This window comes from Kocuria sp. HMSC066H03, assembly GCF_001812045.1.
Lineage (GTDB): Bacteria > Actinomycetota > Actinomycetes > Actinomycetales > Micrococcaceae > Kocuria > Kocuria rhizophila.
The window spans coordinates 242,528-259,601 of the sequence record NZ_KV807509.1 but is presented as its reverse complement, the minus strand read 5'-3'; the positions used below and the strand labels follow the sequence as shown (position 1 = coordinate 259,601).

The following is a 17,074-nucleotide window of genomic DNA, read 5'->3' as shown; positions in this document are numbered from 1 at the left end:
TCCCAGTGTCCGTCTGTAAACTGTCCCGAGAATCCGTGTCTGTGCCCCGGGCCGGAAGTCGCTCACGCGGCCGCGGGGGCACCCGCGCAGCAGTCCCAGCCATCGTGAAGTGAGGCAATTCGTGGAGATCCTCCAGATCGCCCTGCAGGTCGTCATCGTGGTGACCAGCATCCTGTGCATCATGTTCGTCCTGCTCAACAAGGGCAAGGGAGGCGGGCTCTCCGACATGTTCGGTGGCGGCATGACGCAGTCCCTGAACACCTCGGGCGCCGCCCAGAAGAACGTGGTGCGCATCACCACGGTGCTCGCCATCGTGTGGGCCCTGTCGATCGTGTGCTACGCGCTCGTGCTGCGCTTCGGCCCTCCGGCCGCCTGAGCACGGCGCACCGCACGCGGGCCGGCAACCGGCCACGCCCGGCGCGGCGCCCCGGGGTGGAACGACCCGGCAACGCGGTCGAGGTGGACGCACTTATGACGAAGGCCCGGACCTGAGGTCCGGGCCTTCGTCGTGCTCGGGGGTTCTGCCCCACACGGCCCGGGTCTCAGGACTGGCGCAGCTCGGACCGCACCGCGCTGTGTTCCTCACGGCCGGGGAGTGACGACGTGGGGATCACGGACTGCGGGTGACGAGCTGCGGCGGTGCACCGGCCTGGCCGGCCGCCGCCGGAGCCGCCTGCACTGTCAGCCGATGTCCTCCGCAGGATCCTGCGGGACACCTGGCAGCGCGTCCTCCGTGACCAGCCACAGGGTCTCGTGCATGCCCCGCACGGCGCTCCCGGGCGCGGCCACCGGCGAGGTCCCACGGCGGATGTGCGCGAGCGCGTCCGCCTTGGCGGCACCGGAGACGAGGAGCCACACACGGTCCGCCGAGTTGATGGTGGCCAACGACATGGTCACCCGCTCGGGCGGGGGCTTGGGGGAGTCCGTCACGGCGAACACCGGTTCGTCGTGGCGCAGCACGTCCTGCCGTCCGGGGAACAGAGACGCCACGTGGGTGTCCGGGCCCAGGCTCAGCAGCGCGAGGTCGACGTACGGCAACCCGGTGAGCGAGTCCTCCGCGGCGGCTGCCGCCGCCAGCTCGTCCCGGTAGTCCGCGGCCGCGGCATCCACCGTGTCGATCTCGTCCGCACCGGCCACCGGGTGGACACGGTCCCACGTCAGCGCAAGGGACTCGTTCCACGCGTCGGCGGCCTGCACGCCGTTGCGCTCGGGATCGGTGCCCGGCAGGAAACGCTCGTCCGACCACCACACGTTCACGCGTGACCAGTCGACGAGCTGGGCGTCCGGGTGCGTGGCAACCTCCCGGATCACCCGGGTTCCCATTCCTCCGCCCGTCAGGGCGATCGTTGCCTCACCCCGTTCGTCCTGGGCCCGTTCCAGCACCTCCAGGATCCGCCGGGCGGTGTCCTCGGCCAGACGGTCGTCGTCCGCGTGGGGCACGAGCCGGGGGACCGGCCGGTCGTGCGCCCTCACGACCGTTCCCCTGCGCCGGTGGTCCGAGTTCCTGACCCGGGGTCCCCGGCGGGCGAGGTCCCCGGCGCCGACAACGCGGGCGCGCCGTCGGTCTCGTCCGGAACCGTGGCCGATTCGCCGGTGTCGTCCGCCTCGGCCATGGCCTCGTCGAGCGGGTCCTCCACGCCGGGCTCGTCCGACGAGCGCGTGGTGATCCGAGCCCTGGACAGGCCCTGAGTGATGACCTCTCCGTAGATCTCGTCCGCGTCCAGGCGGCGCAGCTCCTCGGCCAGGCACGCGTTCAGGTCGCGGACGGGCATGGCGATCTGCTGCTGCGGCTGACCCGGCTGGGTCAGGACGGCCACGGTGCGCCCCGGGCGGTCGAGCTCCACGGGCCCGTGCTCGGTGACCAGGCACACCCGGTCGAGGGCACGGCGGGAGTCGTCGCTCACGATCGTGGCGGGCGCGTCCAGCCGGCACGAGAGCCACACACCGAGCAGCACCATGGACGGGGCCACCGCGGCGCCCTCGAGGATGATCTCCCGCACGTCCACGGGGCCCACCTGGTCGAGCACGGCGGCGAGCTGGACGCGCCAGTTGGTGATGCGCGTCCACGCGAGATCCGTGTCCCCGGGGGTGTACTGCCGGGACAGCTGCTCGAGCGACTCGAACGGCTCATCGGCCCGGGACGAGTCCGTGATGCGGCGGTGGGCGATCCGCCCGATCGAGCTGCCGCTCGGGTTCGCCGGGAAGTCGTGCGGCCACCACGCGACGATCGGGGCGTCGGGCAGCAGCAGGGCGGAGACCAGGGTCTCCGTGGGCTCCGCGAGCTCGCCGTAGCCGTGCATGAGGATGACCTCCGAGGCACCGGCGTCACCGCCCATGCGCAGCTGGGCGTCCAACCGGGTCTCGTCCGAGGAGGAGTGCGCCACGTGCACGATGATCCGGCAGGGGTGCTCGTGGCTCGCGTAGTTGGCCGCCTCGATGGCCATCTCCGAGTGCCCCGCCTGCGCCAGGATCACGAGGGTGAGCACGCGCCCGAGGGTCACCACGCCGTTCTCGTCCCGCAGCTCGTTGAGCTTCTTCTCGATGCTCGCGGCGGTGGTGTTCTCCATGTCAACTATCACGGTCGCCTCCAGACGCGTCCGTCACGAGCCATGAGCTCGTGCGCCGATGCGGGGCCCCAGGAGCCCGGTTCGTAGGGCTCAGGGGTCACCCGGTGCTCGCTCCAGTACTGCTCGAAGGGGTCCAGGATCTTCCAGGACTGCTCCACCTCCGAGTGGTCGGGGAACAGCGGCGGCTCCCCGAGCAGGACGTCGAAGATCAGCCGTTCGTAGGCCTCGGGGCTCGACTCCGTGAACGCGTGTCCGTAGCCGAAGTCCATGGTCACGTCCCGGATCTCCGACTGCGTGCCGGGGACCTTGGAGCCGAAGCGGATGGTCACGCCCTCGTCCGGCTGGATCCTGATCACGATGGCGTTCTGGCCGAACTCCTCGTGGTCCGTGTCCCGGAACAGCAGGTTGGGGGACTTCTTGAACGCCACGGCGATCTCCGTGACCCTGCGGCCCAGCCGTTTGCCGGCCCGCAGGTAGAAGGGCACCCCGGCCCAGCGGCGATTGTTGATGTCCACGCGCAGGGCAGCGAACGTCTCCGTCCGCGAGTCCGCCGGGATGTCCGACTCCTCGTGGAAGCCCTTGACGAACTCCCCGCCCTGCAGCCCCGAGGTGTACTGGCCCAGGGCCGAGTGCTCGCCGAGGTCCTCGGGCAGCACCACCGACTCCAGCACCTTGGCCTTCTCCCGCCTCAGGTGGCTGGCGCTGAACGAGGCGGGCTCCTCCATGGCGGTCAGGGCGAGCAGCTGGAGCAGGTGGTTCTGGATCACGTCCCGGGCCGCGCCCACGCCGTCGTAGTACCCCGCACGGGAACCGATCCCGATCTCCTCGGCCATGGTGATCTGCACGTGGTCCACGGAACGGGCGTCCCACAGCGGCTCGAACATCTGGTTGGCGAAGCGCAGCGCCAGGATGTTCTGCACCGTCTCCTTGCCCAGGTAGTGGTCGATGCGGAAGACGCTGTCCGCGCGGAACACGCGTTCCACGATCGCGTTGAGCTCGCGCGCGGACTCGAGGTCGTGACCGAACGGCTTCTCGATGACCACACGGCGCCAGCCCGTGCTGTTCTCGCTGTCCGCGAGGTCCCGGTCCGCGAGCTGCTGGCACACCGTCTCGAAGGCCTTGGGCGGGATCGAGAGGTAGAACGCGTGGTTGCCGCGGGTGCCCCGGTCCCGGTCCAGCTCCTCGAGGGTCTGCGCGAGACGGTCGTAGGCGTCGTCGTCGTCGAACTCACCCTGCACGAACCGCAGGCCGGAGGCGAACTGGTTCCACAGGTCCTCGTTGTACGGCGTGCGGGCGTGCTGCGTGACGTTCTCCTTGACGTACTCCGCGAACTGGGCGTCGTCCCAGTCCCGCCGCCCGAAGCCCACGAGCGAGAACGCCGGGGGCAGCAGGCTGCGGTTCGCGAGGTCGTACATCGCGGGCAGCAGCTTCTTCTTGGCGAGATCGCCGGTCACGCCGAACAGCACGAGGGCCGACGGCGCCGCCACGCGCGTGAGCCGCCGGTCGCGCGGGTCCCGCAGGGGGTTGGGATTCTTGGTGTCAGGCACGGGACTTCCTGTCCGGTCGCTGGTGGGTGGCGGGTGTCAGAGAGCCGACGCCGCCTCGAGCAGCTGGGCCACTCCCGCCGCGCGGTCGGTGAGACGCAGCCGCAGGACAGGGCGGTCGTGCTCGCCCAGCACGGCCGCGTCCCCGTCCGCCTGGGCGCTGATGAGCTCTCCGAACGTGAAGGGGATCCCGGGGATGTCCACGTCCGTGCCGGTGGCCGCCGTGATCTGCAGGTACACGCCCTGGGCGGGCCCACCCTTGTGGTACTGCCCGGTGGAGTGCAGGAAGCGCGGACCCCAGCCGAACGTCACGGGACGGCCGGTGTGCCGCGCCAGCTGGTCACGGATAGCCTCGAGCTGCGTCCACTGCAGGCGGTCGAAGTAGGCCTGCACGCTCACGTAGCCGTCCTCGGGGAGCTGCTCGAGCAGAGCCGTGAGCGCGTCCTGCACGGTGGTGGCGCCGTGGAGCAGGGACTCGTCGCCCCGGATCTCCACGTTCCCGTCCGTGGCCACGGCCGGGGAGGGCTCGGGGGAGGAGGCCAGCAGCTCGCGCGTGGCGGCCTTGGCGGACTCCACGTCCGGCTGGTTGTAGGGGTCGATGCCGAGCAGGCGCCCGGCCACGGCGGTGGCCACCTCGAAGGTCAGCATGAGCCCGCTGAGAGAACCGGCCACGCGCACGCCGTCACCGGAGCCGGTCTCCACGGACTCCTCGTCCACGAGGGACACCACCAGCACGTCCTGCGCACCGGAGGTCAGTTCGGGTGCGGCCTCGTCCACCACCACGGGCAGGACACCGGTGCCCGACTTGCCGGTGGACTCCGCGATCAGCTGCTCGGCCCAGTCCGCGAATCCCACGAACGGTGCGCCCTGGTTCACCAGGACGATCTTGTCGCGCAGCGGATCGGTTCCGCCGAGCGCCGCGCCCAGCTGCAGGCCGATGTTGTTCTCGTCGTCCTCGCGCAGCATCTCCGCGGCCTCCTCGGCGTCGTCGAGCAGCGCGGCGACGTCCACCCCGGCGAGCCCCGAGGGAACCAGCCCGAAGGCGGTGAGCGCGGAGAAGCGGCCGCCCACGTTCGGATCGGCGTTGAAGGTCTTGCGGTAGCCGGCCTCGCGCGAGGCCGAGTCCATGGGGGAGCCCGGGTCGGTGACCACCACGACGCGCGACGGGCCGTCGATGCCGGCCCGTTCGAACGCCTCGAGGAACACGCGGCGGGCGGAGTCCGTCTCCACGGTGGAACCTGACTTCGAGGAGACCACCAGGGCGGTGTGCTCGAGGTCCTGGAGGGCCGTGGAGACCATCTCGGGATCGGTGGAGTCCAGCACGAACAGCTCCACACCGGCGCTGCGCGTGATGACCTCGGGGGCCAGCGAGGAGCCGCCCATGCCGGCGAGCACGAAGCGGGTGACGCCCTCGCGGGCGAAGTCGTCGCGCAGCTCCATGATCTCCGGGATCAGGGGACGGGAGACGGTTGCGGCGTCCGTCCATCCCAGCCGGACCGCAGCCTCCTCCTCTGCCGCGGCACCCCAGAGCGTGGGATCCTGCGCGAAGAGCTTGGAGGCGAAGTTGTCGGCGACGAGACGGGGCACGTGGGTGTCCACGGCGTCGCGCGCGGATCCTGCGGCCTGCAATGACAATGAGCTCACGGGGAGCCTCCTCGGACTGGTCGAGCTGGCGGTGTGGTGGATCGTGGGACCGTCCGCCGCGCCCTGCCGGGGAACCCGACGGGACGCGGCGCACGGGCAGGCCCGGCCGCTGCCGGGCGGGGACTCAGCGGGCGTCGTCGAGCGCGGTGCGCACGGTGGCGAGCAGCTCGTCCCAGGACGCGTCGAACTTCTGGAGACCCTCGGTCTCCAGCTGCTCCACGACCTCCTGGTAGGAGACGCCCAGCGCGCCGATCTCGTCGAGGATCCGGGACGACTCCTCGTACGTGGCGGTCACGGTGTCCGCGGTGACCTCCGCGTGGTCGAACGTGGCGTCCAGGGTCTTCTCCGGCATGGTGTTCACGGTGTTCGGCGCCACCAGCTCGGTCACGTAGAGGGTGTCGGGCAGCTCAGGGTCCTTGACTCCCGTGGAGGCCCACAGCGGGCGCTGCGGGTTGGCGCCCGCGGCCGCGAGACGCTTCCAGCGCTCCGTGTCCAGGGACTGCTCGTAGACCTGGTAGGCGAGGCGGGCGTTGGCGAGCCCCGCCTTCCCCTTCAGTGCCGCAGCTTCACTCGAGCCGACGGCGTCCAGGCGCTTGTCGATCTCCGTGTCCACGCGGGACACGAAGAAGGACGCCACGGAGTGGATGGTGGAGAGGTCCTTGCCGTTCTCGAGAGCCTTCTCCAGCCCCTCCATGTAGGCGTTGATGACGTTGCGGTAGCGCTCGAGCGAGAAGATCAGGGTCACGTTGACCGAGATGCCCTCGGCGATCGTGGCCGCGATCGAGGGCAGGCCCTTCTCCGTGGCCGGGATCTTGATGAGCGCGTTCGGCCGGTCGATCGTCTGCGAGAGCTTCTGGGCCATGGTCGAGGTCGCGTCGGCGTCCTGGGCGAGCCGCGGGTCCACCTCGATGGACACGCGCCCGTCCTGGCCCTGCGTGGCCTCGGCGATCGGGGCGAAGAGGTCGCACGCGTCACGGACGTCGTCGGTGGTGATGCGGAACACGGCGTCGTCCACCGAGGTGCCGGCCGCGGCGAGCTCGGCCACCTGCTCGCGGTAGGACTCGCCGTCGGCGAGGGCCGCCGCGAAGATCGTGGGGTTGGTGGTCACGCCCACCACGTTCTTGGTGTCGATCAGCTCTCGCAGGTTGCCGCTCGTGAGCCGCTGGCGGGAGAGGTCGTCCAGCCAGATGGAGACGCCGGCGTCCGAGAGCTTCTGAGTGGGAGTGGTCATGTCTGTGTCCTCCGGTCGCGTGGGAAATCTGGGGCCGTTGCGGGCGGCGGGTCCGCCGCCCGCAACGGGTGCAGGGGTGTGGGGCTCAGCGCGCGGCGGCGATGGAGTCCAGGGCGGCCTCCGTCACGGCCTCTGCGGTGATGCCGAACTCGCGGTAGAGCGTCTCGTAGTCCGCGGACTCGCCGAAGTGCTCCAGGGAGACGGCCCGCCCGGCATCGCCGAGGAGGTCGTTCCAGGACATCCGGATGCCGGCCTCGACCGTGACCCGGGCCTTGACGCCCGCGGGGACCACGGACTCGCGGTACTGCGCGTCCTGGGCGTCGAACCACTCGCGGCACGGCATGGAGACCACGCGGGCGGACACGCCCTGTGCCTTGAGCTGCTCGCGGGCCTGCAGTGCGAGCTGCACCTCCGAGCCGGTGCCGATCAGCACCACGTCCGGCGTGCCCTCGCTGTCGGCCAGCACGTAGCCGCCGCGCGCCACGCCCTCGGCGGAGGCGAACTTCTCGCCCTCCGCGTCCGGGTGCAGGTCCTCACGGGCCAGCGTGGGCAGGTCCTGGCGCGTGAGCGCGATGCCCGCCGGGTGCTCGTGGCTCTCCAGGATGGTCCGCCACGCCACCGCGGTCTCGTTGGCGTCCGCGGGGCGCACGACGTCGAGTCCCGGGATCGCGCGCAGCGAGGACAGCTGCTCCACGGGCTGGTGCGTGGGTCCGTCCTCGCCCAGACCGATGGAGTCGTGGGTCCAGACGTAGATGGAGGGCACCTTCATGAGCGCACCCAGGCGCACGGCCGGGCGCTGGTAGTCGGAGAAGATGAGGAACGTCCCCGAGAAGGCGCGGGTCTGGCTGCTCATCACGATGCCGTTGACGATCGCCGCCGCCGCGTGCTCACGGATGCCGAAGTGCAGCACCCGGCCGTACGGGGAGCCCGTCCACTTCTCGGTGGAGCGCTTCTCCGGGATGAAGGACGGGGCGGAGTCGATCGTGGTGTTGTTGGAGCCCGCGAGGTCCGCGGAGCCGCCCCACAGCTCGGGGAAGGTGTCCGCGATCGCGTTGATGACCTGCCCGGAGGCCTTGCGGGTGGCCATGGCCTTGCCCGCCGGGAACGTGGGGAACGCCGCGCGGTAGTCCTCGGGCAGCTCCTGGTTCTTGATGCGGTCGTAGAGGGCCGCCTTGTCCGGGTGGGCGCTGCGCCACTGCTCGAAGGACTTCTCCCACTCGGCGCGCTCGGCCTTGCCGCGCTGGGCGACCTCGCGCACGTGGTCCATGATCTCGGGCTCGATCTGGAAGGACTTCTCGGGATCGAAGCCCAGGATCTTCTTGGTCGCGGCGACCTCGTCCGCGCCGAGCGCGGAGCCGTGGATGCCGCCGGTGTTCTGCTTGGTGGGGGAGGGCCAGCCGATGATGGTGCTGAGCGCGATCAGGGACGGCTTGTCCGTGACCTTGGTGGCGGCCACGATCGCGTCGTAGAGGCCCTGGACGTCCTCCTGGTACTGCCCGCCGTTGCGCCAGTCCACGCGGGTGGTGTCCCAGCCGTAGGCCTCGTAGCGGGCCAGCACGTCCTCGTTGAACGCCACGTTGGTGTCGTCCTCGATGGAGATCTTGTTGTCGTCGTAGATCACCACCAGGTTGCCCAGCTCCTGGGTGCCGGCCAGGGACGAGGCCTCGGAGGTGATGCCCTCCTGGAGGTCCCCGTCCGAGGCGATCACGAACACGTGGTGGTCGAACGGGGAGGTGCCCTGGGCGGCGTCGGCGTCGAAGAGCCCGCGCGTGTAGCGCTGGGCGTACGCGAAGCCCACGGAGGAGGCGAGCCCCTGGCCCAGCGGTCCGGTGGTGATCTCCACGCCCGTGGTGTGCCGGTACTCGGGGTGGCCCGGGACCTTGGAGCCCCACGTGCGCAGCGACTCCAGGTCCGACATCTCCAGGCCGTAGCCCGAGAAGAAGAGCTGCAGGTAGAGCGTCAGCGAGGTGTGCCCGGGGGAGAGGATGAACCGGTCGCGCCCGGTCCAGCGGTCGTCCGAGGGGTCGTGGCGCATGACCTTCTGGAACAGCAGGTAGGCCACGGGTGCCAGGGACATGGCCGTGCCGGGGTGGCCGTTGCCGACCTTCTGCACGGCGTCCGCCGCGAGGACACGCGCGGTGTCCACGGCGCGGGCATCCTGTTCGGTCCAGTTCAGCGGTTGATCGAGGTTCGGCACGGTGGCGCGCCCCTTTCCTGTGGGGATGTGCGATGCGAACCGCCGCCCGACCGGCCGCAAGGCCTCCGGGTGCCGCGGAACGCGAGTTCCGCGCTCAACCTTAGTCCCGAGAGGCCGTGCCCGTCAGGGACGTACGCTGTGAGCGCGAACGGCCACCGGGCACCGGGTCGGGCGCCATCCGGGTGTCAATCCCGGCGGCTATACTGTTGACCGGGTGTCCCCGCGCGCAGTGCCGCGCCGGGCACCGCAGGACTCCCGCCCGTGCGGGCCGCACACGTTCTTTGGAGCATCGATTCCGTGAATCACCTCGATACCGCGACGCACCCGGATTCCTCGGGATCCCCCGCGACGCAAGGACACGGAGTGACCGGGACCCGCATCGGGGAGGTCGCCCCGGTGGGGTACCAGGGCCCGATGACCGCGCGCCGCAAGCTCAAGGCGTACGTGGCGCTCACCAAGCCCCGGATCATCGAGCTGCTCCTCGTGGCCACCGTGCCCACCATGTTCTTCGCCCAGCAGGGCGTCCCTGATTTCTGGCTCGTGCTCAACACCCTGGTGGGTGGCACCCTCGCGGCGGGCGCCGCGGGAGCCTTCAACTGCTACATCGACCGCAACGAGGACCGTCTCATGCGGCGCACGGCCAAGCGCCCCCTGGTCACCGGAGAGGTCAGCGACCGTGAGGCCCTGGTGTTCGCGTGGCTGCTGTCCGCGGTGGCCGTGGCCTGGCTGACCCTCGGGGTGAGCGTGCTGTGCGGTGTGCTGGGCGTGGTGGCCATCGCCCTCTACGCCGTCTTCTACTCGATCATCCTCAAGCGCCGCACCGCGCAGAACATCGTGTGGGGCGGGATCGCCGGGTGCATGCCCGTGCTGATCGGCTGGGCCGCGGTGCGCGGCACGCTCGAGTGGCCCGCGTTCGTGCTCTTCGCGTTCATCTTCCTGTGGACCCCGCCGCACTACTGGCCGCTGTCCATGAAGTACGCGGAGGACTACTCCCGCGCGGGGGTTCCCATGCTGGGCGCGGTGGACACTGCGCGGACCGTGGGTGCGCAGGTGGTGCTGTACGCGTGGGCCACCGTGATCTGCTCGTTGCTGCTGATCCCCGTGGGCGGTGCGGGCTGGGTCTACGGGATCATCGCGCTGCTCTCCGGCGCGTGGTTCACCTACCACTGCCACAAGCTCTACGGCCTGGCCCGGGCCGGGCGGCCCACGCTCAAGCAGGCCATGTACGTCTTCCACGGCTCGATCGCCTACATCACGTTCGTGTTCGTGGGCGTGGCCCTGGATCCGTTCCTCGGCGGTCCCATTCTCTGACCGGCGTGTCCGGTCCGTTGCCTCCTGTGCGTCCCGTCCACCGGCCGTCTTGCGGTGCCCGGGGACGACGCCGCTCGGCCGGCTCGGTCGCGGTGCTCGCCTAAACTGGGCCCATGCTCTCGATGGACTTCTCCGGTGTGATCGCCTACCCCGTGACTCCGCTGCATCCCGGCGGAGCCCTGGACCTGGATTCCCTGGAGAGCAGCATCGCCCGGCTGGCACGCAGCGGTGTGGACGGGATCGTGGTGCTCGGCACCTCGGGACTGTTCGCCTACCTCGACGCCGCCGAGCGGTCCGAGGTGGTGCGCACCGCCGTCCGCGCGGCCTCCGGCTCGGGAACCCCCGTGGGAGTCGGCATCTCGGCCATCACCACGCGTGAGGTTCTCCAGCACGCCTACGCCGCGGAGAACAACGGCGCGGACGGGCTCGTGCTCAGCCCCGTGAGCTACATCCCGCTCGTGTCGCAGGAGATCGCGGACCAGGTGGAGACGGTGTCCTCGGCCGTGTCGCTGCCCGTGTGCCTCTACAACAACCCCTCCACCACCGGGTTCACGTACCCGGTGGAGCTCGCGGCGGAGCTGTCCTGGCTGGACACCGTGGTGGCGTTCAAGGATACGGCGAGCTCCGGGCGGCTGTTCCACTCACGCCAGCTGCTGTTCGCCCAGCAGGCGGAACCCGGCACGGTCCACGGTGTGAGCCGGGACCAGCTGATCGTGGAGGAGTACCCACCGGCGGCGTGGCACAGCGGGATGGCCGCCCTGCTCGCTCCGGAGTTCGTGGAGTTCCACCGGGCGGTGAGAGAGGGCCGGGCGGAGGATGCGGCGGCCTGGAGCTCCGCGCTGCGCCCCCTCATGCAGCTCATGGGGCACGAACGTCCCCTGTCCGTGCTGTACGCCCTCGCGGAGGTCTGCGGCGTGCGCACGAGCGCACCGCGGCGTCCGCTGCTGCCCATTCCCTCGAGCGGCAAGCGCGCACTCGCGGACGCCGTGGCACAGCTGCGCGGCCGGCCCGCGGCGCCGTCGGATGCCTGAGCGACTGCGCCACGGGACGTCGTCGGGGGCATGAGCACCCGCGTGGCCGCGAGCCTGAGGTCCAGCTGCGCCGGGCGGCGTCGGGAGCCCGTGCACCAGCGGCACAGGACGGAAAAACGTCTGCCCCCGGGATGACCGGGGGCAGACGGCGTACGGGGAGGCGCGCGGTCAGCGCACCGGCTGTGCGGGCGCGGAGGCGGGTGAAGCCTCGCCCAGGTCCACGGGCGCCGCGTGCTCGTGGTGGTCGTCCGCGAGGTAGAAGCTGATGGAGACCACGCGGGTGGCCGCCCAGATCAGCACTGCCGAGAGCACCATGTGCAGGGACACGGCGGCCTCCGGAACGCCGTTGAAGTACTGGTAGTAGCCCACGGCGCCCTGGGCCATGATCACCAGGATCATGATGGCGTACGCGTTGCGCAGCACACGGGGCAGGGACTTCACCGTGGTCACCACGATGCCCGTCACGGCCGTGAGGGTGAGCAGGTAGACGGGGACCGCGTGGGCGCGGGCGATGACCACGGAGTCGAAGGCCAGCCGCGCGCTGTCCTGGTCCCCGGCGTGGGGGCCGGTGCCGGTCACCAGGGTGCCGAGGTAGAGCACCACGGCCGCGATAACGCCCGTGGCGACCGCGAGGCCGCGCACCAGGGTGGTGTGGCCGTGCAGCTGGCCGGGGCGCTGGTCGTGGGCCACTCGCGAGAGGCCCTCGCGCCGGGTGTTGAGCACCAGCAGCGTGGACAGCGCGATCATGATGGCTGAGAGGAAGTAGTGCGCACCCACGAGCAGCGGGTGCAGCTCCAGGTGCACCAGCACGCCGCCCACCACGGCCTGCACGGGGATCCCGAGCAGCAGGAGCAGCGCCAGCCGGAACAGCTTGGGGTGCTCTTCGCGCAGCTTCAGCACGGACAGGAACGTCAGGACCGCCACCACGGTGAGTACGAACGTGAGCAGGCGGTTGCCGAACTCGATGATCCCGTGCACACCCATCTCCGCCGTGTTCGTCCAGGAGTCGGGCGTACAGCGGGGCCACGTGGGGCACCCCAGGCCGGAACCGGTCAGCCGGACGAGACCGCCCGTGAAGATCAGCAGCGCGTTGGCCACCAGGGACGCCACCGCGAGGAAGCGCACCCAGGGGGTCACGGTGCTGGGCCACCAGAACGAATCGACGGCGGTGCGGGGAGCGGTGTCAGACATGGCGGGGCATCCAGGGGCAGAGGGGACGGGTCCCCCTCAGTGTAGCGATCCCGCGGTGGGAGCATCCTGGACGGGACCGCGCGCTCAGGGGGTCAGACCCACTTGAACCACCGCGCGGTGGCCGCCCAGCTCGCCACCGCCCATGCGGCGAGGACCAGCAGGGGAGCGGCACTCACCCGGCCGTGCAGGAAGCACTCCCGCAGCACCTCACCCGCGGCCGAGGAGGGCAGCCAGGACACGATCCCGGCGAGCCAGCCGGGCAGCGCGGACGCGGGGAAGAGCACACCACCGCCCGCGGCGAGCGCCACCCACACCACGTTGAGCACCGCCAGGGTGGCCTCGGCGCGCAGGGTTCCGGCGATCAGCAGGCCCAGCCCGGTGAACGCCACGGCGACCAGCACGAGCAGGGGGAGGGAGCCGAGCACGGAGGCCACGGTGGGGTGCCAGCCCAGCCAGAGGGCCACGGCCGCCACGATCACGTACTGCACGGCGAGCACGGCCAGCACGGCGAGCAGCTTGCCCGCGATCAGACCGGAGCGTCCCAGGGGAGTGGTCGAGAGCTGGCGCAGCACCCCGTAGCGGCGGTCGAAGCCGGTCTGGATGCCCTGCCCCGAGAAGGCGCTGGAGAGCACGCACAGCACCAGGATGCCGGGCACGGCCACGTCCGCACGGGAGGCCCCGTCCACGCGGTAGGGGTCCAGCAGGTCGGTCATGGTCAGGGCCACGAGTGCCATGACGGGCAGGATCACGAGCAGCAGCAGCTGCTCCCCGTTGCGCAGCATCGTGGTGGCCTCGAAGCGCGCCTGGGACACCACGCGCCGGGGCAGGGACGCGGCACGACGCCGCCCGTCCGGGTGGGGTGCCGAGGTGACGGCGTCTGCGGGGGTCACCGGGCATCCCTCCCGGCCACGTCCAGGAACACGTCTTCGAGGGAACGGGGTTGCACGCTCAGCGCCTCCGGCAGGGTGTCGTTGCGGGTGGCCCACGCGGTCAGCTCACGGACGCGGGTGGCGTCGAGCGGGCCGGTAAGGGTGACGGTGCGGTCCTTGACGACCCAGCGGACGTCGTCGTAGTCGGGGCGGCGCCAGGGCGGGTCCGCGCGCAGCACGGGACGCTGCTCCGGCGTGACGGTGATGGTCATGACCAGGGACGAGTCCCGGCCGGTGCGCACGAGGTCGGCCACGGTGCCCTGGGCGGCCACCGTGCCGTGGTCCACGATGTACACGTAGTCGGCGAGCCGGGCGGCGTCGTCCATGAGGTGCGTGGTGAGGATGATGCAGGTTCCCTGGTCCCGCAGGCGCTGGACCACGTCGAACACGAGCTGGCGCGAGCGCGGGTCCAGCCCGGCGGACGGCTCGTCCAGGAACAGCACGTCCGGGCGGCCCACGAGCGCCGCCGCGAGCGCCACGCGCTGGCGCTGGCCGCCGGAGAGCCGACGGACGGGCGTGTGGAGGAAGGACCGGATGCCGAGGCGCTCCACCAGCTCGGTCACGGGGACCGGGTCCGCGTAGAGGTTGCTGAGGTGGCGCAGCAGCTCTGCGGGTCGCACGGCCTGCGGGAGCCCGCCGTCCTGGAGCATGACGCCCACGCGGGCGCGCAGCTCCGGGGAGGCCCGCCAGGGGTCCTGGCCGAGCAGGCGGACCGTGCCCGAGGTGGGCTGCTGGAGGCCCTGGGCGCACTGCAGCGTGGTGGTCTTGCCCGCGCCGTTGGCCCCGAGCAGGGCCGTGACGCGCCCGGCGTGGGCCGCCATGCTGAGACCGCGGACCGCGCGGACGGGCTCACCGCGCCCGGGGAACGTCTTGACCAGGTCGCTGATGTGCAGGGCCGCGGTCCCCGGATCGGGGGCGGCAGCGGGGACTGAGGAAAATTCTGGGGGCGTCTGCACCCGGACAGTCTAGGACGGCCCGTGCCGTGACGCCCGGTGGGGGACTCCCGCCCGCGCCTCCGTGGGCGCCTCCCCGGGGCGTGCTCCGGGCGTTTGTCGGGGAATGGATTACCGCATACCCTCGTTATGTATTGCGTGCCTCACCGGTGAACCCAGTTCCCGTGGGGCCCGGGCCGCACGGAGCTGCACCGGCTCGGCCACCTCCCCGACTCGCCGCGAAGGATGTTGCACCCAGCATGAGTTCACCGGCCACGGACCGCACGAGCGCGGTGCGCACGGACCAGGATGACACCACCCGCTCGCGGGTGCTCTCGCTGGTGCTCGCCCACGGGCCCATCTCCGCCGCGCAGATCGCCAAGGACCTCGGCCTCACGCCCGCCGCCGTCCGGCGTCACCTGGACGCCCTGGAGTCCGAGCAGTTCGTGGAGGTTTCCATGGTGCGCAGCACCGCCTCGGGAGCTGGTCGGCCGGCGCGTCGCTACGTGGTGGCACCGGGCGGGCACGAGCAGCTGGCGCAGGACTACCGGGGGCTTGCCAGCCGTGCGCTGGCCACCATGGCCCGGGTGGGTGGTGAGGATCTCGTGCACGGGTTCGTGACCGAGGAGGTCGAGCGGTGGCGTGAGCGCTACCGGCCCAGCGTGGAGGCCGCGGGTCCGGACGTGGAGGACCGCCTCAACGCGCTGACCGCCGCCATGAGCCACGACGGCTTCGTGGCGTCCCACACCACGGTCACCCCCCGTGGTCCCAAGGGCGTGACTCTGCGCTCCGCCCAGCTGTGCCAGGGCCACTGCCCCATCCAGGACATCGCGAACGAGTACCCCGAGTTCTGCGAGCAGGAGACCGCCATGATCGCCGAGCTGCTGGACGTCGACGTCCGCAGGCTCTCCACCATGGCCGCGGGCGCCCACGTCTGCACCACACACGTCCCGCTGCAGCTGCGCGCGGCGGGTTCCAAGAACTCCACCAACCACACAACCGCACGACAGGGAGGGTTGTCATGACCGAGCGCATCGAACCCGCGGACACCGCGGGCACCATGACAGGCGACACCACGATTTCCGAGATCCTGGAGATGAACCCGGAGCTCGAGGGGATCGGCCAGTACCAGTACGGCTGGGCCGACAAGAACGACGCCGGCGCCTCGGCGCGCCGCGGCGTGAACGAAGAGGTGGTCCGGGACATCTCGGCCAAGAAGAGCGAGCCGGACTGGATGACGCAGCTGCGTCTGAAGGGCCTGAAGTTCTTCGACCGCAAGCCCATGCCCACGTGGGGCGCGGACCTGTCGGGCATCGACTTCGACAACATCAAGTACTTCGTGCGCTCCACGGAGCAGCAGGCGGGCTCCTGGGAGGAGCTGCCCGAGGACATCCGCAACACGTACGAGAAGCTCGGCATCCCCGAGGCTGAGCGCAACCGCCTGGTGGCCGGTGTGGCCGCGCAGTACGAGTCCGAGGTGGTCTACCACCAGATCCGCGAGGACCTCGAGGCCCAGGGCGTGATCTTCATGGACACGGACACCGCCCTGAAGGAGCACCCCGAGTTCTTCGAGGAGTACTTCGGCACCGTGATCCCCGTGGGCGACAACAAGTTCGCCGCGCTGAACACGGCCGTGTGGTCCGGCGGCTCGTTCGTGTACGTCCCCAAGGGTGTGCACGTGGACATCCCGCTGCAGGCGTACTTCCGCATCAACACCGAGAACATGGGCCAGTTCGAGCGCACGCTGATCATCGCGGACGAGGACTCCTACGTCCACTACATCGAGGGCTGCACCGCGCCGATCTACAAGACCGACTCGCTGCACTCCGCCGTGGTGGAGATCATCTGCAAGAAGAACGCCCGGGTGCGCTACACGACCATCCAGAACTGGTCCAACAACGTGTACAACCTGGTGACCAAGCGCGCCATCGCCCACGAGGGCGCCACCATGGAGTGGGTGGACGGCAACATCGGCTCCAAGGTCACCCAGAAGTACCCCGCGGTCTACATGACCGGCGAGCACGCGCGCGGTGAGACCCTGTCCATCGCCTTCGCGGGCGAGGGCCAGCACCAGGACACCGGGTCCAAGATGGTGCACATCGCCCCGAACACGTCCTCGTCGATCGTGTCGAAGTCGGTGGCCCGCAACGGCGGCCGCTCCGCCTACCGCGGCCTCGTGCAGGTGCGCGAGGGCGCCACGCACTCCAAGTCCAACGTGGTGTGCGACGCCCTGCTGGTGGACACGATCTCCCGCTCGGACACGTACCCCTACGTGGACATCCGCGAGGACGACGTCACCATGGGCCACGAGGCCACTGTTTCCCGCGTGTCCGAGGAGCAGCTGTTCTACCTCATGCAGCGCGGCATGCCCGAGGAGGAGGCCATGGCCATGATCGTGCGCGGCTTCGTGGAGCCGATCGCGCGTGAGCTGCCCATGGAGTACGCGCTCGAGCTCAACCGTCTCATCGAACTGCAAATGGAAGGATCCGTTGGCTGA

Annotated in this window: 13 protein-coding genes and 1 pseudogene; 5 read left to right on the top strand and 9 right to left on the bottom strand. The window is 70.6% G+C overall.

The features are described from left to right. The first annotated feature begins 121 nt into the window (after window positions 1-121). A complete protein-coding gene (gene secG, locus HMPREF2833_RS09985; protein WP_039101201.1) occupies window positions 122-376 on the top strand; it encodes a preprotein translocase subunit SecG in 255 nt (84 codons plus the stop codon). Window positions 377-681: 305 nt separating this feature from the next. On the opposite strand, the gene pgl is transcribed toward secG, so the two are convergent. The 6 genes and pseudogenes from pgl to tkt all read right to left on the bottom strand — a co-directional run bounded on the left by pgl (window position 682) and on the right by tkt (window position 9,183). Further along, window positions 682-1,473 carry a 6-phosphogluconolactonase gene (pgl, locus tag HMPREF2833_RS09980; RefSeq protein WP_083311006.1) on the bottom strand — a complete coding sequence of 264 codons (792 nt, stop codon included), beginning with the start codon at window positions 1,471-1,473 and terminating at the stop codon, window positions 682-684. Window positions 1,474-1,664: 191 nt separating this feature from the next. Beyond that, window positions 1,665-2,579 (bottom strand): annotated as a pseudogene (locus HMPREF2833_RS09975) (glucose-6-phosphate dehydrogenase assembly protein OpcA); the annotation flags it as partial. Then, entirely contained in the window at window positions 2,576-4,114 is a 1,539-nt protein-coding gene (gene zwf, locus HMPREF2833_RS09970; protein ID WP_019309168.1) for a glucose-6-phosphate dehydrogenase, read from the bottom strand. The pseudogene HMPREF2833_RS09975 and the gene zwf, both read right to left, overlap by 4 nt. Before the next feature lie 36 nt (window positions 4,115-4,150). Continuing rightward, on the bottom strand, window positions 4,151-5,755 hold the full coding sequence (locus HMPREF2833_RS09965) for a glucose-6-phosphate isomerase (protein ID WP_070637860.1): 1,605 nt from the start codon (window positions 5,753-5,755) through the stop codon (window positions 4,151-4,153). A 124-nt stretch (window positions 5,756-5,879) separates the two neighbouring features. Then, on the bottom strand, window positions 5,880-6,986 hold the full coding sequence (gene tal / locus HMPREF2833_RS09960) for a transaldolase (protein ID WP_070637858.1): 1,107 nt from the start codon (window positions 6,984-6,986) through the stop codon (window positions 5,880-5,882). 85 nt (window positions 6,987-7,071) lie between these two features. Next, window positions 7,072-9,183, bottom strand: a complete 2,112-nt coding sequence (gene tkt, locus HMPREF2833_RS09955) for a transketolase (protein WP_070637856.1) — start codon at window positions 9,181-9,183, stop codon at window positions 7,072-7,074. 414 nt (window positions 9,184-9,597) lie between these two features. On the opposite strand from tkt, the gene HMPREF2833_RS09950 reads away from it, so the two are divergent. Both HMPREF2833_RS09950 and HMPREF2833_RS09945 read left to right on the top strand, forming a co-directional pair. Further along, the gene (locus tag HMPREF2833_RS09950) at window positions 9,598-10,494 is read left to right on the top strand and encodes a heme o synthase (RefSeq protein WP_070638531.1); all 897 of its coding nucleotides are present in this window, start codon (window positions 9,598-9,600) and stop codon (window positions 10,492-10,494) included. A gap of 113 nt (window positions 10,495-10,607) precedes the next feature. Next, window positions 10,608-11,525: a dihydrodipicolinate synthase family protein gene (locus HMPREF2833_RS09945; RefSeq protein WP_039101197.1), complete on the top strand. Its 918-nt coding sequence runs from the start codon at window positions 10,608-10,610 to the stop codon at window positions 11,523-11,525. A 168-nt stretch (window positions 11,526-11,693) separates the two neighbouring features. Here the strand turns inward: HMPREF2833_RS09945 and HMPREF2833_RS09940 are convergent, their stop codons facing one another. From HMPREF2833_RS09940 to HMPREF2833_RS09930, 3 genes are all read right to left on the bottom strand, one after another. Next, window positions 11,694-12,716 (bottom strand): COX15/CtaA family protein, encoded by a 1,023-nt coding sequence (locus HMPREF2833_RS09940; RefSeq protein WP_047978249.1) that lies wholly within the window; start codon window positions 12,714-12,716, stop codon window positions 11,694-11,696. A gap of 92 nt (window positions 12,717-12,808) precedes the next feature. Next, complete coding sequence (locus tag HMPREF2833_RS09935; RefSeq protein WP_047978248.1) at window positions 12,809-13,606, bottom strand: ABC transporter permease; 798 nt, start codon at window positions 13,604-13,606, stop codon at window positions 12,809-12,811. Then, on the bottom strand, window positions 13,603-14,601 hold the full coding sequence (locus HMPREF2833_RS09930; protein WP_059281215.1) for an ABC transporter ATP-binding protein: 999 nt from the start codon (window positions 14,599-14,601) through the stop codon (window positions 13,603-13,605). Before HMPREF2833_RS09930 ends, HMPREF2833_RS09935 begins: the two co-directional genes overlap by 4 nt. A 236-nt stretch (window positions 14,602-14,837) precedes the next feature. Between HMPREF2833_RS09930 and HMPREF2833_RS09925 the strand changes: the two genes are divergently transcribed. Together HMPREF2833_RS09925 and sufB are read left to right on the top strand one after the other, a co-directional pair. Further along, a complete protein-coding gene (locus tag HMPREF2833_RS09925; protein WP_059281216.1) occupies window positions 14,838-15,602 on the top strand; it encodes a helix-turn-helix transcriptional regulator in 765 nt (254 codons plus the stop codon). Then, window positions 15,599-17,074: a Fe-S cluster assembly protein SufB gene (gene sufB / locus HMPREF2833_RS09920; RefSeq protein ID WP_039101192.1), complete on the top strand. Its 1,476-nt coding sequence runs from the start codon at window positions 15,599-15,601 to the stop codon at window positions 17,072-17,074. Before HMPREF2833_RS09925 ends, sufB begins: the two co-directional genes overlap by 4 nt.